We start from the raw sequence: 25,391 nt of genomic DNA, 5'->3' as shown, positions 1-25,391 counted from the left end.
TAACCATGCGGCGGCTTGTCGTCCGGCGGCGTATCAGAGGTCGGTGCTGCCAGAATGACCCCCGGACGTACCGGCAGATCTGGGCGAATGCCCAGCAACGGCAACGCCTGTGACGCAATCTCCGCAAACGCCGGACCCGCTGCCTGTCCGCCAAAGTGCTGCGATGCCTTCGGCTCATCAACCGATACCGCGATCACCAAACGCGGTGCCGATAACGGCGCTATCCCCACGAACGACGCTCGATACTTCGAATGGTCGTATCCGTGTGCGCCCGCTTTATATGCCGTGCCCGTCTTCCCGCCAATGCTGTATCCCGCCACCTGCGCCGTCGTTGCCGTCCCGCCCGTATCCACCACGGCCGCCAACATCTTGCGCATCTCGGATGCCGTGTGCGTATCGATCACCCGAACTCCCTCCGGCTGCACCGGCGTGTCCGGCTTGATGATCGAAATGGGCACCATCACGCCGTCGTTCGCGAAGATTGTGTATGCCCGCGCCAACTGGAACAACGACGCCGAAATCCCATAGCCGTACGCCATCGTCGCCTGCTCGATCCGTCGCCACGACTTGTACGGACGCAAACGGCCCGACACCGCACCCGGGAACCCCAGCTTCGGCTGCTGCCCCAAACCAATCTCGGTGAACATGTCCCACATCTCTTCCGCACGCAACATCGTCGACACCTTCGTCATGCCTATGTTGCTCGACTTCTGGATGACGCCCGCCGCCGTCAGCGTGCCGTTCGCACTGTCGTCGCTGATCGTCGCTCCCTCGAAGACATAACGGCCGGGGCCTGTGTCGATGAGTGTCGTCGGTGTCAGGCGATGCAAGTCCAGCGCCAGCGCCATCGTGAACGGCTTGAGAATCGATCCCGGCTCGAAGACGTCGGTGAACACACGGTTGCGCAACTGCTCACCCGTCAGGTGCTCACGGTCGTTCGGGTTGTAGGTCGGCAAGTTGGCCAGCGCCAGCACCTGTCCGGTCTTCGCGTCGATAACGACCGCCATCGCAGCCTTCGCCCCGGTACGATCCAGCGCATTCTTCAATGCCTCGTACGCGATGTACTGCACGCGAGTGTCCAGCGTCAGACGAATGTCCTTGCCGTCGCGCGGTGGACTGGAGTCGTCGAGATCCTGAATCGTTCGGCCGATGCGATCCTTGATCACTCGCCGTACGCCCGCCGCGCCTTCGAGCAGTGGCTCCTCGCCCAACTCCATACCTTCCTGTCCCTTGTCCTCGACGTTGGTAAAGCCGACCACGTGCGCGGCCACTTCACCTTCGGGATAGAAGCGCTTGTATTCACTACTCTCATATACGCCGGGAATGCCCAGCGCTTCGACCTGCTTGCCGATCTCCGGCGAGACCTGGCGCTTTACATAGACGAACTTTTTCTCGCCGATGAGCTTGGCGCGCAATTCTTTTGCGGGGATGTCGAGCAGCTTGCTGGCCTTCTGGACGTCGCTGTCGGAAAGGTCGTCCGGCACTTCGGCAGGGACGGCCCAAATGGTGCGCATCGGCAGACTGGTCGCGAGCACACGGCCATCACGATCTTCAATCTTGCCCCGAACTCCCGGCATGACGATGGCGTGCTCGTAACGCTTTTCACCCTGCGCGATGTAGAAACTGTTGCCCGGCCCGGCAATCCAGAATGCCCGGACGACCAACCCGATGAAGGCGATCGTGATGACGATGACGACGAATTTGGAGCGCCATAACGACATGCGCGATTGCAAAACAGGACTGGCGGCGAACGTGACGTCCTTGGGCTGGCGATTCTTTTGCATGGCGCTCGCAGGGCGAATGAGAGGCTGGTTACAGCCATTAACAGCAATGAGCCCGTCAACCAACTATGGCTCAAATTCTAGGCGAGATAGCGTAGCATGCAAGCGACTGTTGCAATAGCGCAAAAGCCCCGTCATACGGGGCTTTCAGGGTTATTTTGGAGGCTTTCGACACGACATTTTGCATGGGTGTCGGCAGGTGAAACCAAAGGCGGATTTTCCGCCGGACTCGCGCGCCGGATTGCGCGCGGATCCTGATGTCGATCTTCACGCCGCCTCGTGCTATTTCGCCGCGTCGAATCGTACGTCGCCGTACCACGCGTGCGCCGTCGCATGGGTGTTGTCGCTGTCGGTGAAAATGCCGTAGCCGAGCAACTTGCCCGGCTTCTCTTTGTAGACGCGCTCGTAATCGGCCGCGACATTGCGGGAGAACGTCTGCCACTTGCCGAGCGACGCGTCGCCACCCGCTACGACCAGCATCTGAACCCGGTCGGTGTGCGGGTTCTGGATGACGCCGCCCACCGGCGCATCGTTGGACCAGATGTACATGAGCGTGGCGTACGGCAAGTCTTCGCCGCCCGCCTTGGCCAGCGTCATCGCCGCACGGTCCCCGAACGACAGCGAAGACTTGTCGCCATCGAAGAAGAACACCAGCCGTGCCGGAGCGTCCTCTTTGTCACTCACCCGGTTGTCCGCGTTCGGAATGGCCTTGTCGACCTTCCATCTCCATGCAACGACCGGCGTGGCGTTCAGATCGATACCGTCACCCTTGGCCATGAGCGCTGACGCCGAATCGGCAGAGTTGGCCTCGATGACGTTGCGCTTGCCGTCGGCCACTACTGTGTAGGCGGTGAGCTTCTTGCCGCTTACAACAGGCAGGTTCTTCCAGCCCTCCGGCAGTGCGTTGCCCGGGCTGGCTTTCGAGAAGGGAACGGCAGATGCGCCGCCACCGGGAATGGCGTCGGCCGAAACGGCGTCGGGAACATGGGCCAGCGCGGCAAGCCACGCGACGGCCGCAGCCAGCGCCACCCCCGTCGCGCGACGGGGCGGCTGGCGGAAGGCTTGAGTGGAACGTAAGACGTACGGCGAACGAAGCGTCGAGACAATGCGTTGCATAGTGAACGACTCCAACGTTGAAGGACGAACTTAGCAGGACGAACTCAGCGCTGCTGCATGGCGACGCGCAGGCCCAGGCCGATGAAGATGGTGCCGATGATCTTGCCCTGCCAGCGCAGCAGCCAGGTGAAACGTCCCACGAACTTGCCGAGCGGACGCACCGACAGCGCAATGGCCGCCGTATAAAGCGCGCTCATCGCAACGAACACGAGCCCCAGCACGAGGAACTGCCCGAAGGCGTTGCCCTCGCTCGCATGCACGAACTGCGGCATAAAGGCGAGGAAGAACAGTGCGGTCTTCGGATTGAGCACCTCGGTCGCCACCGCCTGACCGAACGCGCGTCCCGGCGAGACTTTCGGTGCGACGGGCAACTGCGGGTCGGACGGCCTCTCACGCAGCGCCTTGATGCCCAGATAGATCAGATAGGCCGCGCCCACGTATTTGACGACGTCGAACGCCAGCGCGGACGTCATCAACACCGCTGACAGCCCGACCGCCGCACACAGCGTGTGCACCAGATCGCCGAGCGCAATGCCCATACCGGTCATGACACCGGCGCGGCGTCCGCCTTGCACGGTGCGGGTGATCGTCAGCAATACGGCTGGGCCGGGAATCAGAAAAAGCCCGAGGACAACGACAACGAAAGTGGCAAGCGTGGCAAGGGTCGGCATGAAAAGCCTCCGGTGGGGTCGAGGGCGGTGCGGGGCGTGACGGCCGTGCAATTCCGACATCATCCCAGATTCCGAAGGAGGGCGCCCAAAAGGGCGCAGCGCGAATCCTGAAGCGCCGCGCGCACCGGTGACAGACCATGCCCGGTCTTTCGATCCCGCCGGATTACGGCATTCAGGAGCCAGCGCCATGTCATTCATCTCTTCCGCTTCGTCTTCTTCTCTCTCGACGGTCTCGTCTCCTCCCGCGACAGGCACGCTCTTTCAGGTCGCACTCAATGCGATGCATTGCGCCTTCGACGGCTTCCGTGGCGAATTCTCGGGAGCGGTGGCCTGTCTGCGCGAGAGCGGATTGAGCCAGTTGTTGTCCGATACATGGCGGCACGCAGGTCATCGCTTCCAACAGCACGCACCAACACATTCCGGTGTCTCGGATGTCGGTTTTGCCTGCGCATTGAGCGCGATCACCGTCGGCGCGACATGCACCTATCTCTGGCCTGAACTCAAGGCGCTGGAACGCGCCATTGACGGCGGTGACGCGACGCAACGGGAGTGGGCGATACAGACGGACTCGCAACTGCGTCGCCGCACGATGGCGGACGTGACGGCGATGCGTCAGTGCCTCGCGGTGTTCGACGCCACGGCCCTCGCTGCAACGGCGCAGCAGGCGGGCACGGACATGCCCCGGCGCACGCTGGCCGAAATGCGCATCACCGAAGCGCTGCTGCTTCATATCGCCGACGCCCCTCAATCCGATTACGCAAGGAGCGACCGGATTGCCGGGCTTTGCCAGCTCATGGCGCACGGCCTCGGGTTCAAATTGCCGAAGACGGTGCGAGATGCCTTGCACATCAGCGACGAGCGGCCGTCCCTGATTCGCGACGATAACGCGTTCGCGCTGCTCAAGACCCAGTTGGAGCCGGATTGGCGTCAGGACGAGGCGGGTAGCGCGACCTTCACCGTCCACCCGATCGATGTCCAGGTGTTCGATCCCGACGAGACAACCGACGACCTCTCATCGAAGACACGCAACGAACGCCGCTTGCTGACACACCCGGCCGCACTGCGTCGCGTGCGCGCCCGTCTCGTAGCACTGTTCGCAGGGAGCGTACGCGATGACTGCGGGGGAACGAGTGACTGGCGTGCGCTCGCGCAACAGGCATTGGCGGTTGCGGCGCAGCACGGCATGTCGTGCGACAAGGTATTGCTCGCGATGGGGATCGCCACGCGCTCGGGTATCAGCGCCCGCTTTGCATGGCGCTGGAGCGACGAGCCGGTGCCCGGGGCGGGGGAAACGCTACGGCCGACGATTCCCCTGGATGTGGCCCAATGGATCGCCCGCGTAATGATCGTCGCGAGCCATCCCGACACGCGCCTGCCGTGCCCGCCGCGTCTGGCCGCACTGGTGCGAGGAGATACGCCGCCGACGCTAACGATCGGCAGCGACGAATGGGTACGTCTGACCGACGGGATCGAGGCACTGGGCCGCGACCACTGGCAAATGTCGTTCGCGCAGGTCTGCAACGCTGCACGGGGGGCGCGCCAGATCTGACACGCGCGACACGCTCAGAGGTATGCGCCGCCCAGCAGTCCGGCGACGCTGCCCGCTGCGAGCCACCACAGCGGATGCACGCGGGTTCTGATGGCCAGCACCGCTACGCTTGTCGTGATGCCCGCGAGCAGCCACGACGTGGCCGACGCTTCGGCGATCAGCGCCGCGCTCGCGGCCACGAGTCCCGCCGTCATCGGCATCAGACCCGCCTGCACGATCCGCCTCCACGGACGATCCCGGAAGCGCTGCCACAGATGCAGGACGCCGACCGTAATGAGCGACGACGGCCCGAATTTGGCCAGTGTCGTGACGAGCATGCCTTGCCAGCCAGCGACATGCCAGCCGACGAGCGTCACGATCATAAGGTTCGGCCCCGGTGCGGCCTGCCCCAGCGCGAACAACGCGCTGAATTGTTCGGACGTCATCCAGTGATGCAGATCGACCACCTGCCGCTCCATCTCCGGCAGGATCGTGTTGCCGCCACCAAAAGCGAGCACGGACAGCTGCGTGAAGATGAGCGCAAGCGAGATGAGGGTGCCGGTCATTGCGAAACCCTCCAGGTGGCGTAAATCGAGATCGGCGTCATCACGAGCATGGTGAGCACCAGCGGCACGCGCAGCACGGCAATCGCAATGAAGCACGCCACCGCCACGCCGCCGAGCACGACGGACTTGCGCAGCGGCCACGCCACCTTCCAGGCCATCTGAATCAACAGACCGGCCGCCGCCGCCGCCAACCCCGCAAACAGATGCTTCACATGCGAGTCGTTCTGGAAGTGCTGATAGATCGTGCCCAGCGCAATCACCACGGCCGAGGGGGCCGCAATCAAACCGAGGATCGACGCGAGCGCTCCGCGCCAGCCATGAAAGCGCATGCCTAGCGCGACCGACAAGTTGATGATGTTGCCGCCTGGCAGAAACTGGCACAGACCGAGCAGATCGGTGAACTCCGCACCACTGATCCAGCGATGCTTGTCGACGATCATACGTCGCGCCAGCGGCAAGGCACCGCCGAACGCAGTCATGCCGAGGCCGAGAAAGCCGAAGAAGAGGGCGCGAATGCTCGGGCTGTCCGCTACCGGTGTGTCGTGCCCGATGTTGGGGGCGACATCGGTGACAGGGGTGTTGGGCGCAAGGCGGATGTCGCGTGTCCCGGGCGTACCCGGGTTGGGGGAGGTGAAGGGGGCCTGAGTGTTCATGGCGGGCAAACTCTGAAAACTGAACTACGGTGGGGCCGCCCGGCACGGATTGTCATCAAGGGATGGGATGCATGGGTGCCGCGCGGGACACCCTGAGAGTAGGGCGATTGCGCTATATTGTCCAATATATGGAAGTGACTTAAATCATATTCAACCGATATGGCAAACATCGACGTGCGCTTGCTGCGCTATTTCATTGCGGTGGCTGAAACCGGGCACATGACGCGGGCCGCCGAGCGGCTCGGCATCGGGCAACCGCCGCTCTCGCAACAGATCCGCGTGCTTGAAACACAACTGGGCGTGACGCTCTTCGAACGCTTGCCGCGCGGCATGGCATTAACCGATGCCGGTCAGGCCTTTCTCGCCGACGCCTACGAAGTCGTACGCAAGCTCGATCAGGCGGTGGACGATGTGCGGCGCGTGGCAGCGGGCATCAAGGGACGCCTGTCGGTCGGCTTCACCAGCTCGGCGGCGCTGCATCCGTTCGTGCCGACGGTCATTCGCGCATTTCGTAGCGATGCACCATCGGTGTCCTTGATGCTGGACGAGTCGAGTACGGGGGATTTGCTGGACGGGTTGCGCGACGGGCATATCGACGTCGCATTCATCCGTCAGCCGCAGGGCAACACCGGCGAGATCACCGTCGTGCAGGTGCTGGAAGAACCGATGGTGCTGGCCGTGCCGTCCGCGCATCCGCTGGCGCTCACGGGACGGGCAGGCAAAGCCGCCGTGCCGATGACGGCCATTGCCTCGGAAAAGCTGATTCTCTATCGGCGCCGCGCCGGGCAAGGGCTGTACGACGCCATCATCGCCGCGTGCCACGGCGCCGGTTTCAGTCCGGCCATCGAGCAGGAAGCGCCGCGTCTTTTGACGACGCTCTCGCTCGTCGCAGCCGGGCTGGGTGTGTCGGTGGTGCCTGCGTCGCTCATGCGCATGCAGATCGAGGGGATCGTCTACCGGCCCCTCGCGCCACCACCGCGCGCTCCGTTGTGCTGTGCCTATCGAGAAGGCGTACTCGCCGGTCCGACGGCGCGTTTGCTGGAACATGTGCACGCGGCAGTGAAGACCATCGCCACGGTTTAGCGGGCGCGAACGCTCAAGCCGATATTCAGGCCGACACGCCAGCCTTCTGGGCGACCAGGGCTTCGATGTGGCCGTGTAGTCCCACGTCGTTCCAGTCCAGCTCGCCCATGCGCCAGAAACGCGCGTTGCCCGCCCGGTCGACGAGATAGGTGGCGGGCAGGCCAAGCGAGCCGAACCGTTTGTAGACCGCGCCGTCGGTATCCAGCAGCACGGTGCCGTCGATGGGCAGCTTGTCGACGAAAGGCTTCACCGTCGTGGCGGGTTCCTTGTAATTGACGGCGAGCAACGCCAGACCTCGCCCGCGGTACTGACGCACCACCGCGCCCATCGCAGGAATCTCTTCGCGGCAAGGCCCGCACCACGTCGCCCAGAAGTTGACGATGACGACGCGTCCGCGATACTGCGACAGCGAGTACGTCTTGCCGTCGAGCCCGTCGAGCGAGAACGCCGGTGTCGCGCCGCGCCATGCCGAGAGCGTGCCGCCGGATGTCCCGGCGAGCGCGCTGTCGTCGACCTCAGTCGCCCCCTTTGTCGGTCCCGCTGCGAGCGCATTGGGGCCGGTGGCCCCTAATGCACCGGCAGCGCCGAGCGCCCCCAGCGTGTGAAGAAAGTGACGGCGTTGCATGGCGATGCGCTCCTTCATTGGCGTAGGTCGGTAACGCCGTGGTGGGTGGCGATGACCTCGATCAGGCCGTGATTTCGCGGGCGTTCATGCGATAGCGGAAGGTATCCGGATTCAGGCTGTCGAGCTGAGCGCGCGCCACTTCGCCATTCGGGTACATGAGGAACGGCACGGTGCTTGCAGGCTTGCCCTGCGCGCCGGGCAGCGGAATGTCAGCGCCGTGATTGAACGCGACCCAGTTCATCTCCCATTGACCGAAGAGCATCGCACGGGCCGCGCGAACGCGCAGATCGTCGAGCGGCAGACCGCCCGGCACCTCTTCTAGCACGACCTTGCGCACGTCCGCCGGATCGACCGGCACCCAGCCGTAACCGGCTGCATAGAACTCGGCGCGGCAATGTTGGGCGCGCGTGACGTCCCCCGCCTTGCCCAGACTGTTGAAGCCGTGACGCGAGGTCGCCACGCGCACGCCGTAAGCGTCGCGCGCGGGAATGCCGACCGAGCGCGCCAGTGCCGTAAAGAGCGCATTGATGTCGGCGCACTTACCTGCGAGATCGCCGGTCGTGAGCATGTAGCGCACATCGCCCGTGCCGCAACCGCGCACCGAGCCTTCGCGACGGCAGTTCTCCACGATCCATTGATAAATGGCGCGCGCCTTTTCCACGTCGCCCTTTTCACCACGCGTGATCTTCTCTGCGGTTTCGCGCACCAGACCGTCGGTCGGCTGGAGTTCGGTCGGCTGGAGGTACTGACGCAGCACCGCCGCCGATTCGCGCGGGGCGTTGGCCGACGGGGGCTGCGACAGATCGACGGCGCGATCGCGTGTTGCAAAGGTGTTCGTCAGGGTGACGGTGCGAGCGGTCTGCGCGGCACCTTCGGGCCATGCCACGGCGAGCATCGGTACACCGATGCCCGACGCGCCACGCACCATGCGCAACTCGGCCTTGGCCCCCGGGGCATCCCAGCGTGTGCCGAGCGCTTGCTGATAGGCCCCCGACGGCGATGTCGCCACCGGCAGCCAGACGTTCGCCGGGCCGTTGCCAGCGGGCAGGTCGACCTGCGTCGTCAGCTCGAACGTGCGCCAGCCATCGGCGGCGCTGGGCGTCTGGCTCGACGAGTGGGCCGCGTGGGCATAGCCGGGCAGCAGCGAAGTGGACAGGAGCGAGGTGGGGAGGGCATAAGCGCCCAAGGACAGGAAGCGGCGGCGTTGCATGATGTAGACCCCTTTTGGCATCAGCGCTCACGGCGCATGTGGTTAGGGCAGTAGCGGTGGCATCCCATGCAGGGACGATGTAACCCGGTAGCATGACACCGTCGGATGTCGTCAACAGCCATTTCGGGACATGGCGACGGCGCAAAGCTGCTTCATAATACGTCGACTTAGGGAAAACGAACACCAACGACCATGACTGCAAACGAAGCAACTCAAGTGGGTGATGAAACGGCGGCACAAGCGCCGCGTCTGACGTCGCTTTCGCACGGCGGCGGCTGCGGCTGCAAGATCGCGCCGGGCGTGCTTTCCGAATTGCTGGCGCGCAACGACGCGCCGCTGCCCGCCCCGGCCGCGCTGCTGGTGGGCACCGAAACGTCCGACGACGCGGCCGTCTATCAGCTCAACGACGAGCAGGCCATCATCGCCACGACGGACTTCTTCATGCCCATCGTCGACAATCCGTTCGACTTTGGCCGCATCGCCGCCACCAACGCACTCTCCGACATCTACGCGATGGGCGGCAAGCCGATTTTCGCGCTGGCCATCGTCGGCATGCCGATCAACGTATTGCCGCACGAAACGATCCGCGAGATTTTGCGCGGCGGCGAGTCGATCTGCGCTGAAGCAGGTATTCCGATTGCGGGCGGGCACAGCATCGATTCGGTCGAACCGATCTACGGACTGGCGGCGCTGGGCGTGGTGCATCCGAAGCGTTTGAAGCGCAATGCCGACGCCCAAGCCGGTGACGTGCTCGTGCTCGGCAAGCCGCTCGGCGTCGGCGTGATGTCGGCGGCGCTCAAGAAGAATCAACTGGACGACGAGGGCTACCGCTGCATGATCGACGCCACCACGCGCCTTAATCGCGTGGGCCCGGCGCTCGCCGCGCTGCCCGGCGTACATGCGCTGACCGACGTGACCGGTTTCGGTCTGCTCGGCCACACGCTGGAGATGTGCCGCGGCGCGAATCTCGCCGCCTATCTGCGCATGTCGGACGTGCCGCTGTTCGACGGCGTGCGCGAACTGGCCGACAAGGGATGCATTACCGGCGCGTCCGGTCGTAATTGGGCGTCGTATGGCAAGTCGGTGGAGCTTGGGGAACGCATTACGGAGCGCGACCGCGATCTGCTGTGCGATCCTCAGACGGCTGGCGGCCTGCTGGTGTCGTGCGCACCGGGCGCCGTGGACGATGTGCTCGCCGTCTTCCGTGCCGACGGCTTCGACGCAGCCGGGATCGTGGGCGCGATGCGTCCGGGCACACCGGGCGTGCGCGTCATCTGACGAACGGCATACTGTAGTCGTCCAAACGGCAACGGGCGCTCTCCGGTCTCCGGAGCGCGCCCGTTAGCTTCTGCGACGTCAGCCGCGACGATCACGCCGCCTGACGCTGTACATGTGCCCCGATGAACGCGACGATCGCCTCGCCGAGCGGTGCCGGGGCGTCGCGATGCGGCGAGTGTCCGCAGTCGGGCAGCTTCACCACCTTCGCGTGTGGCACGTGTGCAGCGATGCTGTCCATCTGTGCCATCGTGCCGTACTCGTCATCTACGCCCTGAATCGCGAGCAGCGGTTTCGAGATGGTCGCCACCGCACCGACCAGATTCCAGTCGCGGAACGCCGGATTCAGCCAGATGTCGTTCCAGCCCCAGAACGCCGAGTCCACATCGTCGTGATAGCGGCCTAGCTTCGTGCGCAGGTCCGTCGTCTCGTAGACGGTTTTCGTCTTTGCGATGCTCTCGACGCAGACGTCCTCGACGAACAGATGCGGTGCGATCACGACCGCGCCTGCCAGCCGGTCGGGGAACGCTGCCGAGAACAGCAGCGCAATCGAGCCGCCATCGCTATGACCGACGAGCCAGACCTGGTCCGCCTGCGCCGCACCGATACCGACCGCATCGAGAAACGCGGGCAGCACTTCGCGCGCCTGACGATGCATGAAGTCGACGGGCCACTTCTCATCCTTCGGGCGCGGCGTCGAGCGGCCGTAGCCGTTGCGCGAAAACACGAGACCGCGATAGCCGCCCGCGTCACACAACTGCTGCGGCCAGTCCTTCCACATGGCGATGGAGCCGAGCCCCTCGTGCAGAAACACCAGCAGCGGGGCGTCGGTGCGCTCGCGGTGGATCCATTGATACTCCAGCGAGAGCGCACCGTGCGAGGGCGTCTCGATCCGGGCGAACTGTACGTCCGACATTCTATTTCTGTCTCCTAAAGCAACTCGCGCAGCTTGAAGCGCTGGACTTTGCCCGTAGCGGTCTTCGGAAGATCGTCAACGAACACCAGCTCGCGAGGGTATTTGTGCGGCGCGAGGCGCGCCTTGACGAACGCCTTCAGTTCGGTCGCCATGGCGTCCGTGGCGACCAGTCCCGGCTTGAGGACGACGAACGCCTGCGTCTTCGTCAGGCCGTTGTCGTCGCGTCCCACGACCCCCGCCTCCAGCACCGCGTCGTGCTGCATCAGCACCATCTCGACTTCGATGGGGGAGACGTATTGGCCGCTGACCTTGAGCATATCGTCACTGCGTCCCGCATAGACGTAATACCCATTGGGCAGACGCTGGTACTTGTCGCCGCTCTTGAGCCAGTCGCCGAGGAATGTCGAGCGCGACTTCTCGCGGTTGCACCAATACATGAGTGCGGCGCTCGGCCCCTTGATGTACAGATCGCCGATTTCGCCGTCGGGCACCGGCTGACCGTTCTCGTCGCGCAACTCCACCGCGTAGCCGGGCACCGGTTCGCCGGTCGTGCCGTAGGCGACCTGACCCGCGCGGTTCGAGAGGAAGATGTGCAGCATTTCGGTCGAGCCGATGCCGTCCAGAATCTCCGCACCGAAGTGCGCGGTGAAGCGCTCGCCGATCTCACGCGGCAGCGCTTCGCCTGCGGACGTGCACAGGCGCAGCGCCACGTCTGCGCGTGCAGGCAGATGCGGCGAGGCGAGCAGCGTGGCGTAGAGCGTCGGCACGCCGTAGAAGATCGTCGGACGATGCTCGCGCAGCCGCTTCGCGACTGCTTCCGCTGTGGGGCGCTCCGCCATCAGTACGATGGTCGCGCCGACCGACAGCGGGAACGTCAGCCCGTTGCCTAGGCCGTACGCGAAGAACAGTTTGGCCGCCGAGAACACGACATCGTCTTCGCGAATGCCGAGCACATTGCGTCCGTAAGTCTCTGCCGTCCAGTAAAGATTGGCGTGCGTGTGCACGGTGCCCTTGGGCTTGCCGGTCGAGCCCGACGAGTACAGCCAGAACGCGATGTCGTCGCCAGCGGTGTCGACGGGCAGCGCGCTGGGCGCGCCATCGAGAAGTGCGTCGAATGTCGGCAACGCGCTCACGCTGTCGGTCTCGGCCGCGATCGGTTGCGAGACGATGCACGGCGGCGGCGATCCGGCCTCGGCGACCTTGTCGAGCGCGACCTTAACCGTCGGCATTAGCGCGCCTGAGGCGATCACGAGCTGCGCCTTGCTGTGCAAGATCATGTACGCGTAGTCGTCAGCCGTGAGCAGCGTGTTCACGACGACAGGCACCACGCCCGCATACAGCGCGCCGAGAAACGCGATGGGCAGATCGATGGTGTCGAGCATGACAAGCAGAATGCGCTCTTCGCGATGCACGCCCGCGCGCGTGAGTCCGGTGGCGAAGCGTCGGCTTTGCTCGGCCAGCTGGTCATAGGTCAGCGAACGTGTGTCGTCGAGATATGCAGTCTTGGCAGCGCGCTCGCGGTTGAGCGCCTCCAGATGCGCAGCGAAGTTGAAGTTCGCTGGCGGTGGGGTGAGTACGGCTTCCATGTTGCCTCCGGTGGATCACCACGCGGCACAGCGCACTCCAACGGGCGCGGCACGCGTGGCGTGAGTTCTTTTCAGCGCTCTGACGGCGCCTCTTTGAATCACCTTGACTGCGACGGCTTGCGACTTCTACGGCTGGCGTAAAACGGTGTTGATGGCGGACGCGGCGGTGGCTACGTCCGCCATCGGTGTCAATCGGGTGTTGATGCGTAGCGTGTTTGCGACGTTATGACTTCGGCAGTTCGACGGCGTCCTGCGTCAGCGCTTCGACGAGGGCGGCAGGCCCCTGAATGGCCGAGCGTACGTGATAGAAGCGCAGCGCGCGCAGGCCACCGAGTTCTTCGCCTCCACCGGCGCGTCCCGGGCCACCGTGCAGCGACTGCGGCATGACGTTGCCGTGACCCGTCTGCGTCTTCGCGACCGACGGATCGACGGCATGAACGCGACCGTGCGCGTCGGCCAGCGCGAGGGCGGGCGCGCGCATGGCGACGGCGTCGTTGCTGTACAGCGAGACAACCAGCGACCCCTGACCGCGTTTGGCGAGCATGACGGCTTCGTCTATATCGCGATAACCGACGAGCGTCGCCACCGGGCCGAAGACCTCGGTGTCGTGCACGCGCTTGCCTGCCGCACCCTCGCGCAGGCCCAGCAACACGGGTGCGACACAGGCGCTATTCGCGTCAACATCGACGAAGGTGACGTCGCGATTTCCGTCATAGAGCGTTTCGGCTTCGGCCTGCAAATGCGCGATGCCGTCGAGCACCGCCCGCTTTTGCACAGCGCTTACGAGCGAACCCATCTTCACGGTCTCGTTGCGCGGGTTGCCGACGACCGTCTTCGCCAGTCGCTCGGCAATGGCGGCGGCTGCTGCGTCGAAATGCTCGACCGGTACCATCGCGCGACGAATCGCCGTGCACTTCTGTCCCGACTTGACCGTCATCTCACGCGCCACTTCGCGCACGAACTGATCGAAGGCTGCGGTGCCCGGCGCGGCGTCCGGCAGAAGGATGGCGCTGTTCAGGCTGTCGGCTTCCACGTTGATGCGCGCGGAACGTTCGGTGAAGGCGGGATGTGCGCGCAACGTGGCGGCGGTGTCCGCCGAGCCGGTGAACGAGACCACATCGAACGGTCCAATGCGGTCGAGCAGTCCGGCGGCGCTGCCGCAGATCACCGACAGGCTGCCCGGCGGCAGAATGCCTGCGGCGACGACATCGGCCACCATGCGCTGCGTGAGCCACGCGGTTGACGTCGCCGGTTTTACGATCACGGGCACCCCCGCCAGCAACGCACCCGCTGCCTTCTCCCAGAGACCCCACGCGGGGAAGTTGAAGGCGTTGATGAAGAGGGCCACGCCCGGCGTGGGGCGGAAGACGTGACGCACGGCAAACGAGGCGTCTTTGGCGAGCGGCACGGCCGCACCATCGAGCAGCGTGTGCGCATCGCCCAGTGACGCACCCAGCTTCGCGTAGGTCGACAGCGTGTAAATCGCGCCGTCGATGTCGACTGCGGAGTCGGTGGCGACCGTGCCTGAATTAGCCGTCGCGATGGCGTAGTAATCGTCTCGATTCGCCTGCAACGTGGCGACGATCTGCGAGAGACGCTGCGCCCGTTCGCCGTACGACAGCGCACGCAGCGCCGGACCGGCTGTCTCGCGCGCGAAGGCGAACGCGGCGTCGAGATCGAGACCGGCACTCGATACGAAGGCGAGCGTGTCGCCCGTCACGGGATCGGTCAGCGCGGTGCGCTCACCGCCACCGGCCACCCATTGGCCAGCGACATAGTTTTCCAGCAAGGCAAGGGTACTCATATCCATCAACCGGGTTGAATCAAGCAGGGAAGCCGGGGCGCGCCCGTCTCAGGCGCTGCGCGTAAATTCGATAGCGCCTTCGGGCAACAGATACAGCACGAGGGCACGACCGCTCGCCACTGTCGGCCGATGCGCGGTGCCCGGGCCGTACACGCACCATCCGGCAGGGTGCCCGTCGAACGTCGCGCCCGGCGTGAGCGGCATGATCAGATCGATTTCGCCATTGGGATGCACGTGGTGCGGTCCGGCCAGATCGGCCATGTCGACGACGTCCACGGAAAAGCCGTGCGTGTCGGACGTGGGTTTGATGACGCGGCCGTAGCGAATGCCGCCGCCTTCGCGATTGCACAGCCAGCCCTCGGCCACGCCGGTGCGGCAGGCGTCGATGAGGGCTTCGTAACCTGGGGAGCCCGCGCCGTAATTGGCGTTGAGCCAGTCGGCGAGCAAGCCGTCTAGAGGCCGACCGTCGAGCTGACGTGTCACGTCGGCGATCAGCGCCTGAAATTGGGGCACATCCATCCATGTCTCCTGGGGACGTCGTGTTTGCTTTTTTACCGACGCATGGTGAAAATTAGAGCATGCAAATTTGGCTGTCAAGCAATATATTACATGTTACCTGCTTCAAGGATCTCATTCGATGAATAAGAGTGCGCAAGCCGATGGGGTGCCGACGGCGCGAGGCGCTGGCGAGAAAGACCCGTTTCTGGTCGCACTGGGCGAGCGGGTTCGGACACTGCGTGCCCGTCGTGGCCTGACCCGTAAGGCGCTGGCGCTCGATGCCGGAGTCTCCGAGCGTCACGTCGCCAATCTGGAGTCGGGCGTGGGAAATGCCTCCGTGCTGTTCCTGCGTCAGCTCGCACAGGCACTAAATTGCACATTGGCCGAGATCGTGGGCGACGAAACCACGTCGTCCGCCGAGTGGCTGCTGATTCGCGAGATCCTGCACGGGCGCGATGGCGAGGCACTGACGCGCGCGCGTCAGGCGTTGAGCGAACTCTTCGCCGGTAGCGAGCGAGACCCCGACCGGCGTGGGCGCATCGCGCTGATCGGCCTGCGCGGCGCAGGCAAGTCGACGCTGGGCCGCATGCTCGCAGACGACATGCACGTGCCGTTCGTCGAACTCAATCGCGTGATCGAACAACTGGCGGGCTGCCCGCCGTCGGAGATCTATTCGCTGTATGGCGCGAGCGCCTATCGTCGCTACGAGCTGCGCGCACTGGAAGCCGTGGTGGCCGAGCATCCGCGTGCCGTGATCGCTTCGCCGGGCGGTATCGTCAGCGACGCCGCCACATTCAATTTCCTGCTGACCCACTGCTATACGGTGTGGCTGCAAGCGTCGCCCGAGGAACATATGAAGCGCGTGGTGGCACAGGGCGATCTGCGGCCGATGTCGGGCAATGCGGAAGCGATGGACGACCTCAAGCGCATTCTGGCCGGGCGTCAGGACTTCTATGCTAAGGCCGACATGAGCTTCGACACCGGTGGGCGGGCGCTCGCGGACGCCTATCTGCAGCTGCGCGGACGCCTGGCAGTGCAGTTGTCATCCGATTAATGGGCTGCATTCTGCAAAATAATTCATTTTTATTTGGGTAAATGATTGACGACGGGTTTGTGCTGCACTATATTGCAATTCAACAAGATCATTATTCGAGTTGGAGGCAATCATGTTCGGCAAACCCCACGTCGACTACCGTACGGACCCCACGCAGTACAAGCACTGGAAGCTGACCTTCGACGGCTCGGTGGCCACACTGGCCATTGACATCGCGGAAGACGGCGGTATTCGCGAGGGCTACAAGCTCAAGCTCAATTCGTACGATCTGGGCGTGGACATCGAATTGCACGATGCCGTCCAGCGCATCCGGTTCGAACATCCGGAAGTGAAGACAGTGGTGGTCACGAGTGCCAAGGACCGTGTCTTCTGCTCGGGCGCGAACATCTTCATGCTGGGTCTCTCCTCGCATGCGTGGAAGGTCAACTTCTGCAAATTCACCAACGAAACGCGTAACGGTCTTGAAGACTCCAGCCGTCATTCGGGCCTGAAGTTTATTGCCGCCGTGAACGGCGCGTGCGCCGGCGGCGGTTACGAGCTCGCGCTGGCGTGCGACGAGATCTATCTGGTGGACGACCGTTCGTCGTCGGTTGCACTGCCGGAAGTGCCGCTGCTGGGCGTGCTGCCGGGCACCGGCGGTCTGACGCGTCTGACGGACAAGCGTCATGTGCGCAACGACCGCGCCGATATCTTCTGCACCATCGTCGAAGGCATTCGCGGCGAGCGCGCCAAGCAATGGCGTCTGGTCGACGAAGTGGTCAAGCCCGCGCAGTTCGCGCAGGCCGTGGCTGCGCGTGCGCAGGAACTGGCGCAAGACAGCCATCGTCCGGGCGGCAAGGGCGTGACGCTCACGCGCATCGAACGCACTGACGAGCCGGATGCCATCCGTTACGAATTCGTCGACGTTGAAATCGACCGCGCCAATCGCACCGCAAGCCTGACCGTGAAGGCACCGAAGTCTGCGCCGCCGAGCGACATCGCCGGTATCGAAGCGGCGGGCATCAACTGGTGGCCGCTGAAGATGGCGCGCGAACTCGACGACGCGATTCTCAACCTGCGCACCAACGAACTCGACATCGGCACGTGGCTGCTGCGCACCGAAGGCGACGCGAAGCATGTGCTGACCGCCGATGCGTCGCTGCTCGCGCATCAGGATCACTGGTTCGTGCGTGAAACGCTCGGCATGCTGCGTCGCACGTTCGCCCGTATCGATGTGTCGTCGCGCTCGCTGTTCGCGCTGATCGAGCCGGATTCGTGCTTTACCGGCACGCTCGCCGAATTTGCTTTCGCCGCCGACCGCACGTACATGGCCGCGCTCCCGGCAAGCGAGGAAGACGAACCGACCATCACGCTGAGCGAAATCAATTTCGGCCTGCTGCCGATGGTCACCGATCAGTCGCGTCTCGCACGCCGTTTTTACGAAGACGCTGCCGAGCTGGACGCCGTTCGCGCCACCATTGGCCGCCCGGTGCGTCCGGACGAAGCCGAGCGTCTGGGGCTGGTCACGGCCGCCGTCGACGATCTCGACTGGCCGGACGAAATTCGTATCGCCATCGAGGAGCGTGCGGCGATGTCGCCCGATGCGCTCACCGGCATGGAAGCCAACCTGCGCTTCAACGGTAAAGAGACGATGAACACGCGCATCTTCGGCCGTCTGTCGGCATGGCAGAACTGGATCTTCATTCGTCCGAACGCGGTGGGCGAGAAGGGCGCGCTCAAGGTCTACGGCAAGGGCAACAAGGCGCAGTTCGATCTGAACCGCGTCTGACGAATTCGCAGGGGTGGGCGGCGGCAGTCACCCCCCCCCCGCACCCGATCAAACGTTTCTATAGAACACGTACGAGACACGAGGATTCCCACGATGGCTTCGATCAACTACAGCGAGAAGATCCCCAACAACGTCAACCTGTCGGACGACCGCACGCTGCAACGCGCGCTCGAACAATGGCAGCCTAACTTTCTGTCCTGGTGGGGCGACATGGGGCCGGAAGGCTCGCATGGTTTCGACGTGTATCTGCGCACGGCCGTGAGCGTCGATCCGAGCGGCTGGGCGCACTTCGATCACGTGAAGATGCCGGACTATCGCTGGGGCATTTTTCTCACGCCGGGCGAGTCCGATCGCAAGATCCACTTCGGCGAGCACAAGGGCGAAGCCGCATGGCAGGAAGTGCCGGGCGAGCATCGTGCGAACCTGCGCCGCATCATCGTCACGCAGGGCGACACGGAACCGGCATCGGTGGAACAGCAGCGTCACCTCGGGCTGACCGCACCGTCCATGTACGACCTGCGCAACCTGTTCCAGGTGAACGTGGAAGAAGGCCGCCACCTGTGGGCGATGGTCTACCTGCTGCATCGCTACTTTGGCCGCGACGGCCGTGAAGAAGCCGAAGCGCTGCTCGGCCGCCGCTCGGGCGACGAGGACAATCCCCGCATTCTCGGTGCGTTCAACGAGAAGACGCCGGACTGGCTCGCGTTCTACATGTTCACGTACTTCACGGACCGCGACGGTAAGTTCCAGTTGTCCGCACTGGCTGAGTCGGGCTTCGATCCGCTGGCCCGCACCACCAAGTTCATGCTCACGGAAGAAGCGCACCACATGTTCGTGGGCGAATCGGGCGTGTCGCGTGTGATCGCCCGCACGGCGCAGGTGATGAACGAACTGAAGACCGACGACGTCTCGAAGCTGCGCGCGGCGGGCGTCATCGATCTGCCGACGATCCAGCGCTACATCAACTTCCATTACTCCGTGACGATCGATCTGTTCGGCGCGGACCAGTCGTCGAATGCGGCGATCTTTTATAGCTCGGGCCTCAAGGGGCGTTATGAGGAGAGCAAGCGCGACGACGACCATCAACTGAACGGTCAGATGTACCGTCTGCTCGATGTCGACAACGGCAAGCTCGTGGAGCGCGAAGTACCGATGCTCAATGCGATGAACGAAGTGCTGCGCGATGACTACATCAAGGATTCGGTCGCGGGTGTGAATCGCTGGAACAAGGTACTGGAGAAGGCTGGCATCGACTTCCGCCTGACGGTGCCGCACAAGGCGTTCAATCGTCAGATCGGTACGTTCGCGGGCGTGCGGGTGTCGCCGGACGGTCGTGTTGTGAGCGAGACGGAGTGGGCCGCACATGAGCGCGAATGGCTGCCGACGTCGGAAGACCGTGCGTACGTGGCTTCGCTGATGGGCCGGGTGACCGAGCCGGGCAAGTTCGCCAACTGGATTGCGCCGCCTCCGCTGGGTATCAACCGTCAACCCATCGATTTCGAGTACGTGCGTTTCAACTAAGTCATTGGAAAGGCCGCAAGAGCCATCCCCACAAGGAGACAGCATCATGAACGGCCCCGTTCCGGTCGAAGTCCTGAAGCAGCATCTGATCGATCCGGAGATCTGCATTCGCTGCAACACCTGCGAGGAGACGTGTCCGATCGACGCGATCACGCATGACGAGAACAACTACGTCGTGCGCGCGGACACGTGCAATGGGTGCATGGCGTGTATCTCGCCGTGCCCGACGGGGGCCATCGACAACTGGCGCGACGTGCTCAAAGCCGAGGCCTACGCCGTCGACGACCAGCTCACGTGGGACGAACTGCCCGTGCAGGACGACGCGCTTGCCGGACAAGGCACGATCGGCGAGGCCTCGGAGGGCGCGGCTGGCGGTGCGTCGGGTGCCTCTGCCGATTCGTCGGAGCCCGTCATCGGCGGCTCGGATCTGGTGCGCGGCTCGGTCGTGCCGCCGTGGTCCGCCGCGAAGCCATACGTCAACCTCTACAACCACAAAGCCCCGGTGCAGGCGACGGTGGTCGGCAACTATCGCGTGACGGACGCGAGTACCGAGAGCGACATTCATCACATCGTGCTCGACTTCGGCAAGCAACCGTTCCCGGTGCTCGAAGGGCAGTCGATCGGCATCATCCCGCCTGGCACGACGGCTGACGGACGTGCGCACCATGCGCGTCAGTATTCGATTGCGTCGCCGCGCGATGGGGAGCGTCCGGGATACAACAACCTGGCGCTCACGGTGAAGCGCGTGACGAAGGACCATCAGGGGCAGGCTGTTGGCGGCGTTTGCTCAAACTACCTGTGCGATCTGAAGAAGGGTGATGTGGTCAACGTGATGGGGCCGTTCGGCAGCACGTTCCTGATGCCGAACCACGCCGACTCGCATCTTCTGATGATCTGCACCGGCACCGGCGCGGCGCCGATGCGCGCCATGACCGAATACCGCCGTCGTCGCCGCATGAAGGGCGCGACAGGCAAGCTGATGCTGTTCTTCGGTGCGCGCACGCAAGGCGAGTTGCCGTACTTCGGTCCGCTGCTCAATCTGCCGAAGGATTTCATCGATACCAATCTCGCGTTCTCGCGCACGCCGGGAAGCCCCAAGCGCTACGTGCAGGATGCGATGCGCGAGCGGGCGGCGGATGTGGCGGCGCTGCTGCGGCACGAGCATACGTACATCTATGTCTGCGGGCTGAAGGGTATGGAGGATGGCGTGCTGCAAGTGTTGCAGACCATCGCCGGTGAAGCCGGTCTCGACTGGCAGACGCTCTGGCAACGAATGAAGACGGAAGGGCGTCTGCATCTGGAAACTTATTGACGAATCGATTGACCGACGGCGTTTTGCGCCGACTTAACACCGCGTGTTTCGGCACGCGGTTTTTTTTCGTCCTGATGTTGTTCGATGCTGTCTCAAGTGCGTCACCGGAATTGAGTAACATGGAGGGGCTGTTTCCCTTCCATTTTTTCTCTGAACGGAGAGTCACATGGGCAAGAAGCGGATTCTGGTGTTAGCGGGCGACTACGTCGAAGACTACGAGCTGATGGTGCCGGTGCAGGCGCTGATGGCCGTCGGGCATCGCGTAGAAGTCGTCTGCCCTGGCAAGAAGGCGGGCGACAAGGTGCGCACCGCGATTCACGATTTCGAAGGCGATCAGACCTACAGCGAGAAACGCGGTCACGACTTCACGCTCAATGCGACGTTCGATGGTCTCTCGCCTGCGGACTTCGACGCGCTGGTGATCCCCGGCGGCCGCGCCCCCGAGTATCTGCGGCTCAACGAGCAGGTGCTCGCCGCCGTGCGCCACTTTGCCGAGAACGACAAGCCGATTGCCGCAATCTGTCACGGCGCGCAGTTGCTCGCGGCAGCCGGTGTGATCGAAGGGCGCGAGTGCTCGGCATACCCGGCATGTGCGCCGGAGGTGCGTCTGGCTGGCGGGAAGTACATGGAGATCGCCATCGACGACGCCCATACCGACGGCAAACTCGTCACCGCCCCGGCGTGGCCCGCGCACCCCGCCTGGATCGCACAGTTCCTCGCCGTGCTCGGCACGAAAATCGAGCTGTAATGCAGCCGTAAAGCAGGACCTGCTATCGGACGTCGCCGCCGCTGCGGTCGTTGCCGCAGACGTGCGGCGGATTCGTCCGATCTTGCCTCATTTTCGAAAGCTGGCTGCCCGACGCCGCAGCAAGATTGCCGGTCTCAACCAGGGAGGCCGGCGTCCGCACACGCCTCGGCCCCCTGCCACGACCAGGGAGCGTCGCGATGCAGGTCAACACTTTCCTCGTTCACAGTGACATCGATCACCACCGCCACGACAAGCTAACCGGCCACGCCACCGGGCGCGCCGGCTTGTTGCCCGAAGCCGGGCTGCACGGCATCTTCGGTGCGGTCGTCGGGCACGACGGCAGTGGCGCGTCATTGCCCGACATCGGCCCCTACGATTTCTCGAACGCCACGCGCGTGACCGATGCCATGCCGATGGGCAGCACGGGCGCGGCCATCCGCATGTCGCTCACGCCGCATGCGGACATGCCTCAGTACGTCGTCAAGGCGTGCCTGAGCGCGGGGCATGCCGCGCAGGCATGGCTGGCGTCGCGACTCTTCGGCGCGGTGGGACTGGCGACGCCGACGGCAATGCTGGTGCGCGGGTGTTCGCAAGCGTTCGACGGGACGCGTGACCCGGCGCGCGTCTATCTGGCGACGACGTTTCTGTCCCGCTATCAGGATCTCGGCGTCTGGCTGGAGAGCGACGATGCGTGGCGCGTCTTCGAAGGGGCAACCGGTGCCGACGGACCCGACGCGGGCGTCATTTCTCGGCTGCAACTGGCGAGAGACGAGGCGACAGCTGCGGGGCGGCAGATGGCGGGGCTCGTGGCATCCAACGGCGTGCCGTTTCATGCGCTGAGCGGCGAGGCGGCGAAGGGGTATGCCGATGCACTGGCGCGTCGCAATGTCATGCGCCATCGGCTTTGTCACGCGTTGCCGGACGTCTTTCAATGTGCGCTCGAACGTCACTACGTCGCCGCGCTCTGGCTCGGCAACCGGGATCTGTGCAACGTCTTCATGGAGAACATCGGCGTCTGGCGGGACAAGAACGACCTGCCGTATGCGATGTCGCTCGACTTCGACGCGGCAGACTTCACCGACACGATTGCGACTAACGCGCTCGCGGATCTCTCGCCATTTCCCTATGGCGATCATTACGCGCCCTTTGTCCGTCGTCTGAAGGGACTCACGTGTGATGCGTCGAACAAGACGGTGCACGATGAATTGAAGAACCCGGTCGGTGTGCGTGCGCTGGCGGCCGAAATGGCCTACCGGCTGGGCCGGATTTCTGCGCAGGACATTCGGCCGTGGGCGCAAAGCGCGCATGCGGTGGCGAGGGCCGGGGACGCGGCGTGCGGTGCTTCACCCGGCGCTGCCGCCGCGTGTTGCGAACCGGATGCGCTCGTACCCCGGCTACTGGCGCGACGCGATCATCTGGTGGAGCGCCTCGGCGGCACGTGGGCTGCGCAAACCTGGGCGCACATGTACGACACGCGTGCCAGGGCGGTTGACGCTCGGCAGGAGCCGTTCCTATGTGTGGGGCAGCGTTGATTGCCGACGGTGGTGTCAGACGCTTCGTCGTCTGAGCGTCATCTGACCTTCAGGCCGTCGGCGGCATCCCCAACAATGCCGGTGCGGCGCTCACGAGGGTATCGATGGCGGCGCGCAGCTTGGGAGACGGATGACGCGTGTCGGGCCAGACCAGATGCAACGGTGTGCCCGGCGCGCGAATCTGCGGCAGCAGTCGAACCAGCGTGCCGTCGGCGATCGCGCGCATGATGACCCAGTGCGGCATGCAAGCGATGCCAAGCCCCTGTTCGGCGGCTTCCACGAGCGCGATCAGATCGTCGAGGATGAAACGCGGTGAGCGATGCGGGCCATCGGCGGGCATCATCGGCGTGGGCCATCGATACAGATTGCCCGCGCGTCCGTACATCAGACATTCGTGAGCGGCGAGATCGTCGACCGTCTGCGGTGTGCCGTACGTCGCCAGATAGGCAGGGGACGCGCACAGCATCATGGTCTGCTCGCCAAGCGAACGCGCTTTGAGTCCGGGCGTGTCGTCGAGCCGCCCGCTGCGCACGGCCAGATCGTAACCTTCTTCCACCAGATCGATGCGGCTGTCGCAGAACGCCATCTCGAGACGCAACTGCGGATGCGACTTCGCCAGTGTGAGCAACACGGGCGCGATGCACTGTCGCCCGATGTGCACGGGCATCGTCACGCGCAGTTTGCCCATCGGCGTCTGGGAACCGGCGCTCAGCTCGTCTTCAGCCTCGGATAATTCCGTCAGCACCTTCGTGCAACGCTGATAGAACGTCTGGCCTTCGCCGGTGAGGTGCTGGCTTCGGGTGGTGCGGTGGAACAGGCGCACCCCCAGTCGCGTCTCCAGTCGGCCGATGCGTTTGGCGACAGCCGAGCGGGTGAGATGCAGCCGCTCGGCCGCGCCCGCAAAGCTCCCGGCGTCGACCGCCGCGACGAACGCCGAGATGCCCGAAAGCCGGTCGGGCGTGTAGGTCTCATTGGTTCTCATAAGTCGCCAATCAGTAGATAAATTGCCGTCACCGCTGCAAAGTATTCTCCAATAAGCTGATTCTTGTCCACCCTGCTTGCCGGGGTATCCGTTTTGAGAACGTCGACGAGGAAATTGGCAATGACAACAATGCAGCAATGGCAAATGACGGCGTTGGGCGAAGCCTCGCTCAAATTGGCGACTGTGCAAGTCCCGACGCCCGGGCCGGGCGAAGTGCTCGTGAAAGTGAACGCAGTGTCGCTCAACTATCGCGACGCCCTCATGATCGACACCGGTATGGGATTGCCTGTGACGTTCCCGTTCGTGCCCGGCTCGGACATGGTGGGGGAAGTGGTGGCCGTAGGCGATCGCGTAACCCGCGTGAGTGTGGGCGAGCGCGTCATCAACACGTTCTGGGATCGCTGGAACGAGGGGGAACTGGCACCGGCCGGTTTGCAGATATTCGGTGGCACCTTGCAGGGCGTGCTTAGGGAGTACGCCGTATTCGACGAGGCGGCGCTGGTGCGTGCCCCGTCCACGCTTGACGACGCGGCGGCGTCGACGCTGACGTGCGCGGGGCTTACCGCGTGGTTTGCGCTGTTCGGGACCGGCCGCAAGCTCGCACCCGGCGAGACGGTGCTGTCCATCGGCACGGGCGGCGTGGCATTGTTCGGCGCGCAACTGGCGCTTGCGCACGGGGCAAAGGCCATCGTGGTGAGCGGCAGCGAGGAAAAGCTGGCCCGTGCGGCGACGTTGGGGGTGACGCACGGTGTCCAACGCCGGGAAGGTTGGGCGGACGAGGTCCGTCGACTCACCGAAGGGCAGGGCGTCGAACAGGTGCTGGAACTCGCCGGTGGCGACATGCGCGAGACGATGGCGGCGCTCGCGCCCAACGGCAAAGTCTCAGTGATCGGCACGCTGGGCGGGGATTTCCTGCAAATCCCGGTCTATCCGGTGCTGCTCAAGCGGGCGCATGTGCAGGGCATCGGGGTGGGGCACCGGCAGGGGCTGGAGGCGCTCAGTGCGATGATCGACCGCCACGGTATTACCCCGGTGGTGGACGCCGTCTACGACTTTGCCGACACCGCGCAGGCGCTGTCTCACTTGCGTCGCGGGGCGTTCGGCAAGGTGGTGGTGCGTGTCTCCGGGTCAGTTGCCTAACGTCCCAAGCTCGCATAAACTA

The 25,391-nt window shown here is 64.2% G+C and carries 22 protein-coding genes; 10 read left to right on the top strand and 12 right to left on the bottom strand.

Features of this window, described 5'->3' with window-relative positions:
* The 3 genes from PAN31117_RS22460 to PAN31117_RS22450 form a co-directional block, all read right to left on the bottom strand.
* On the bottom strand, window positions 1-1,784 hold a 1,784-nt coding region (locus PAN31117_RS22460), incomplete at its 3' end, for a peptidoglycan D,D-transpeptidase FtsI family protein (protein WP_150740155.1).
* A 279-nt stretch (window positions 1,785-2,063) separates the two neighbouring features.
* Window positions 2,064-2,897, bottom strand: a complete 834-nt coding sequence (locus tag PAN31117_RS22455; RefSeq protein ID WP_150740154.1) for a DUF3047 domain-containing protein — start codon at window positions 2,895-2,897, stop codon at window positions 2,064-2,066.
* Window positions 2,898-2,941: 44 nt separating this feature from the next.
* A complete protein-coding gene (locus PAN31117_RS22450) occupies window positions 2,942-3,568 on the bottom strand; it encodes a LysE family translocator (protein ID WP_150740153.1) in 627 nt (208 codons plus the stop codon).
* 187 nt (window positions 3,569-3,755) lie between these two features.
* Between PAN31117_RS22450 and PAN31117_RS22445 the strand changes: the two genes are divergently transcribed.
* Window positions 3,756-5,117, top strand: a complete 1,362-nt coding sequence (locus PAN31117_RS22445; RefSeq protein ID WP_150740152.1) for a hypothetical protein — start codon at window positions 3,756-3,758, stop codon at window positions 5,115-5,117.
* 14 nt (window positions 5,118-5,131) lie between these two features.
* Here PAN31117_RS22445 and PAN31117_RS22440 read toward each other — a convergent pair whose 3' ends face one another.
* Together PAN31117_RS22440 and PAN31117_RS22435 are read right to left on the bottom strand one after the other, a co-directional pair.
* Complete coding sequence (locus PAN31117_RS22440) at window positions 5,132-5,662, bottom strand: chromate transporter (protein ID WP_046292673.1); 531 nt, start codon at window positions 5,660-5,662, stop codon at window positions 5,132-5,134.
* Entirely contained in the window at window positions 5,659-6,315 is a 657-nt protein-coding gene (locus PAN31117_RS22435; protein WP_246189215.1) for a chromate transporter, read from the bottom strand. The genes PAN31117_RS22440 and PAN31117_RS22435 overlap by 4 nt, the downstream gene beginning before the upstream one ends.
* 159 nt (window positions 6,316-6,474) lie before the next feature.
* Here PAN31117_RS22435 and PAN31117_RS22430 point away from each other — a divergent pair, with 159 nt between their 5' ends.
* On the top strand, window positions 6,475-7,398 hold the full coding sequence (locus PAN31117_RS22430) for a LysR family transcriptional regulator (protein ID WP_150740151.1): 924 nt from the start codon (window positions 6,475-6,477) through the stop codon (window positions 7,396-7,398).
* Window positions 7,399-7,423: 25 nt separating this feature from the next.
* Here the strand turns inward: PAN31117_RS22430 and PAN31117_RS22425 are convergent, their stop codons facing one another.
* Entirely contained in the window at window positions 7,424-8,023 is a 600-nt protein-coding gene (locus PAN31117_RS22425; RefSeq protein ID WP_217429699.1) for a TlpA family protein disulfide reductase, read from the bottom strand.
* Window positions 8,024-8,084: 61 nt separating this feature from the next.
* Window positions 8,085-9,233, bottom strand: coding sequence for a transglutaminase-like domain-containing protein (locus tag PAN31117_RS22420; RefSeq protein ID WP_150740150.1), 1,149 nt, complete (start codon window positions 9,231-9,233; stop codon window positions 8,085-8,087).
* Window positions 9,234-9,425: 192 nt separating this feature from the next.
* Between PAN31117_RS22420 and selD the strand changes: the two genes are divergently transcribed.
* The gene (gene selD, locus PAN31117_RS22415; protein WP_150740149.1) at window positions 9,426-10,511 is read left to right on the top strand and encodes a selenide, water dikinase SelD; all 1,086 of its coding nucleotides are present in this window, start codon (window positions 9,426-9,428) and stop codon (window positions 10,509-10,511) included.
* A 91-nt stretch (window positions 10,512-10,602) separates the two neighbouring features.
* Here selD and PAN31117_RS22410 read toward each other — a convergent pair whose 3' ends face one another.
* The 4 genes from PAN31117_RS22410 to PAN31117_RS22395 all read right to left on the bottom strand — a co-directional run bounded on the left by PAN31117_RS22410 (window position 10,603) and on the right by PAN31117_RS22395 (window position 15,333).
* Complete coding sequence (locus PAN31117_RS22410; protein ID WP_150740148.1) at window positions 10,603-11,424, bottom strand: alpha/beta fold hydrolase; 822 nt, start codon at window positions 11,422-11,424, stop codon at window positions 10,603-10,605.
* Window positions 11,425-11,438: 14 nt separating this feature from the next.
* Window positions 11,439-13,010, bottom strand: a complete 1,572-nt coding sequence (locus PAN31117_RS22405; RefSeq protein WP_150740147.1) for a benzoate-CoA ligase family protein — start codon at window positions 13,008-13,010, stop codon at window positions 11,439-11,441.
* A 223-nt stretch (window positions 13,011-13,233) separates the two neighbouring features.
* Window positions 13,234-14,820 carry a 3,4-dehydroadipyl-CoA semialdehyde dehydrogenase gene (locus tag PAN31117_RS22400; protein WP_150740146.1) on the bottom strand — a complete coding sequence of 529 codons (1,587 nt, stop codon included), beginning with the start codon at window positions 14,818-14,820 and terminating at the stop codon, window positions 13,234-13,236.
* A 42-nt stretch (window positions 14,821-14,862) separates the two neighbouring features.
* Entirely contained in the window at window positions 14,863-15,333 is a 471-nt protein-coding gene (locus PAN31117_RS22395; RefSeq protein WP_150740145.1) for a DUF4863 family protein, read from the bottom strand.
* Window positions 15,334-15,451: 118 nt separating this feature from the next.
* Here PAN31117_RS22395 and PAN31117_RS22390 point away from each other — a divergent pair, with 118 nt between their 5' ends.
* The 6 genes from PAN31117_RS22390 to PAN31117_RS22365 all read left to right on the top strand — a co-directional run bounded on the left by PAN31117_RS22390 (window position 15,452) and on the right by PAN31117_RS22365 (window position 23,247).
* On the top strand, window positions 15,452-16,366 hold the full coding sequence (locus PAN31117_RS22390) for a helix-turn-helix transcriptional regulator (protein ID WP_052252576.1): 915 nt from the start codon (window positions 15,452-15,454) through the stop codon (window positions 16,364-16,366).
* Window positions 16,367-16,478: 112 nt separating this feature from the next.
* Window positions 16,479-18,134, top strand: coding sequence for a 2,3-epoxybenzoyl-CoA dihydrolase (boxC, locus tag PAN31117_RS22385; protein WP_150740144.1), 1,656 nt, complete (start codon window positions 16,479-16,481; stop codon window positions 18,132-18,134).
* A gap of 93 nt (window positions 18,135-18,227) precedes the next feature.
* A complete protein-coding gene (gene boxB / locus PAN31117_RS22380; RefSeq protein WP_046292663.1) occupies window positions 18,228-19,655 on the top strand; it encodes a benzoyl-CoA 2,3-epoxidase subunit BoxB in 1,428 nt (475 codons plus the stop codon).
* 46 nt (window positions 19,656-19,701) lie between these two features.
* Window positions 19,702-20,967 carry a benzoyl-CoA 2,3-epoxidase subunit BoxA gene (gene boxA / locus PAN31117_RS22375; RefSeq protein WP_150740143.1) on the top strand — a complete coding sequence of 422 codons (1,266 nt, stop codon included), beginning with the start codon at window positions 19,702-19,704 and terminating at the stop codon, window positions 20,965-20,967.
* Between the two features lie 166 nt (window positions 20,968-21,133).
* A complete protein-coding gene (locus PAN31117_RS22370; protein ID WP_039396953.1) occupies window positions 21,134-21,715 on the top strand; it encodes a DJ-1/PfpI family protein in 582 nt (193 codons plus the stop codon).
* A gap of 197 nt (window positions 21,716-21,912) precedes the next feature.
* On the top strand, window positions 21,913-23,247 hold the full coding sequence (locus tag PAN31117_RS22365; RefSeq protein WP_150740142.1) for a hypothetical protein: 1,335 nt from the start codon (window positions 21,913-21,915) through the stop codon (window positions 23,245-23,247).
* A gap of 49 nt (window positions 23,248-23,296) precedes the next feature.
* Here the strand turns inward: PAN31117_RS22365 and PAN31117_RS22360 are convergent, their stop codons facing one another.
* Complete coding sequence (locus PAN31117_RS22360; protein ID WP_150740141.1) at window positions 23,297-24,229, bottom strand: LysR family transcriptional regulator; 933 nt, start codon at window positions 24,227-24,229, stop codon at window positions 23,297-23,299.
* A gap of 129 nt (window positions 24,230-24,358) precedes the next feature.
* Here PAN31117_RS22360 and PAN31117_RS22355 point away from each other — a divergent pair, with 129 nt between their 5' ends.
* Window positions 24,359-25,369: a zinc-dependent alcohol dehydrogenase family protein gene (locus tag PAN31117_RS22355; RefSeq protein ID WP_150740168.1), complete on the top strand. Its 1,011-nt coding sequence runs from the start codon at window positions 24,359-24,361 to the stop codon at window positions 25,367-25,369.
* Window positions 25,370-25,391 lie beyond the last annotated feature (22 nt).

It is taken from the genome of Pandoraea anapnoica (assembly GCF_902459765.1).
Classification (GTDB): domain Bacteria; phylum Pseudomonadota; class Gammaproteobacteria; order Burkholderiales; family Burkholderiaceae; genus Pandoraea; species Pandoraea anapnoica.
Note: the sequence above shows the minus strand (reverse complement) of the source record. Positions and strands in the feature narration are given on the sequence as shown.

What these genes read in the sequence shown, in the direction of transcription:
- PAN31117_RS22355 (WP_150740168.1), top strand. Translation starts at nt 24,359, where the DNA reads ATGCAGCAATGGCAAATGACGGCGTTGGGCGAAGCCTCGCTCAAATTG.
- PAN31117_RS22440 (WP_046292673.1), bottom strand. Translation starts at nt 5,662, where the DNA reads ATGACCGGCACCCTCATCTCGCTTGCGCTCATCTTCACGCAGCTGTCC.
- boxC (WP_150740144.1), top strand. Translation starts at nt 16,479, where the DNA reads ATGTTCGGCAAACCCCACGTCGACTACCGTACGGACCCCACGCAGTAC.
- PAN31117_RS22370 (WP_039396953.1), top strand. Translation starts at nt 21,134, where the DNA reads ATGGGCAAGAAGCGGATTCTGGTGTTAGCGGGCGACTACGTCGAAGAC.
- PAN31117_RS22445 (WP_150740152.1), top strand. Translation starts at nt 3,756, where the DNA reads ATGTCATTCATCTCTTCCGCTTCGTCTTCTTCTCTCTCGACGGTCTCG.
- selD (WP_150740149.1), top strand. Translation starts at nt 9,426, where the DNA reads ATGACTGCAAACGAAGCAACTCAAGTGGGTGATGAAACGGCGGCACAA.
- PAN31117_RS22420 (WP_150740150.1), bottom strand. Translation starts at nt 9,233, where the DNA reads ATGCAACGCCGCCGCTTCCTGTCCTTGGGCGCTTATGCCCTCCCCACC.
- PAN31117_RS22405 (WP_150740147.1), bottom strand. Translation starts at nt 13,010, where the DNA reads ATGGAAGCCGTACTCACCCCACCGCCAGCGAACTTCAACTTCGCTGCG.
- PAN31117_RS22400 (WP_150740146.1), bottom strand. Translation starts at nt 14,820, where the DNA reads ATGGATATGAGTACCCTTGCCTTGCTGGAAAACTATGTCGCTGGCCAA.
- PAN31117_RS22430 (WP_150740151.1), top strand. Translation starts at nt 6,475, where the DNA reads ATGGCAAACATCGACGTGCGCTTGCTGCGCTATTTCATTGCGGTGGCT.
- PAN31117_RS22450 (WP_150740153.1), bottom strand. Translation starts at nt 3,568, where the DNA reads ATGCCGACCCTTGCCACGCTTGCCACTTTCGTTGTCGTTGTCCTCGGG.
- PAN31117_RS22425 (WP_217429699.1), bottom strand. Translation starts at nt 8,023, where the DNA reads ATGCAACGCCGTCACTTTCTTCACACGCTGGGGGCGCTCGGCGCTGCC.
- PAN31117_RS22455 (WP_150740154.1), bottom strand. Translation starts at nt 2,897, where the DNA reads ATGCAACGCATTGTCTCGACGCTTCGTTCGCCGTACGTCTTACGTTCC.
- PAN31117_RS22435 (WP_246189215.1), bottom strand. Translation starts at nt 6,315, where the DNA reads ATGAACACTCAGGCCCCCTTCACCTCCCCCAACCCGGGTACGCCCGGG.
- PAN31117_RS22360 (WP_150740141.1), bottom strand. Translation starts at nt 24,229, where the DNA reads ATGAGAACCAATGAGACCTACACGCCCGACCGGCTTTCGGGCATCTCG.
- PAN31117_RS22395 (WP_150740145.1), bottom strand. Translation starts at nt 15,333, where the DNA reads ATGGATGTGCCCCAATTTCAGGCGCTGATCGCCGACGTGACACGTCAG.
- boxA (WP_150740143.1), top strand. Translation starts at nt 19,702, where the DNA reads ATGAACGGCCCCGTTCCGGTCGAAGTCCTGAAGCAGCATCTGATCGAT.
- PAN31117_RS22390 (WP_052252576.1), top strand. Translation starts at nt 15,452, where the DNA reads ATGAATAAGAGTGCGCAAGCCGATGGGGTGCCGACGGCGCGAGGCGCT.
- PAN31117_RS22410 (WP_150740148.1), bottom strand. Translation starts at nt 11,424, where the DNA reads ATGTCGGACGTACAGTTCGCCCGGATCGAGACGCCCTCGCACGGTGCG.
- boxB (WP_046292663.1), top strand. Translation starts at nt 18,228, where the DNA reads ATGGCTTCGATCAACTACAGCGAGAAGATCCCCAACAACGTCAACCTG.
- PAN31117_RS22365 (WP_150740142.1), top strand. Translation starts at nt 21,913, where the DNA reads ATGCAGGTCAACACTTTCCTCGTTCACAGTGACATCGATCACCACCGC.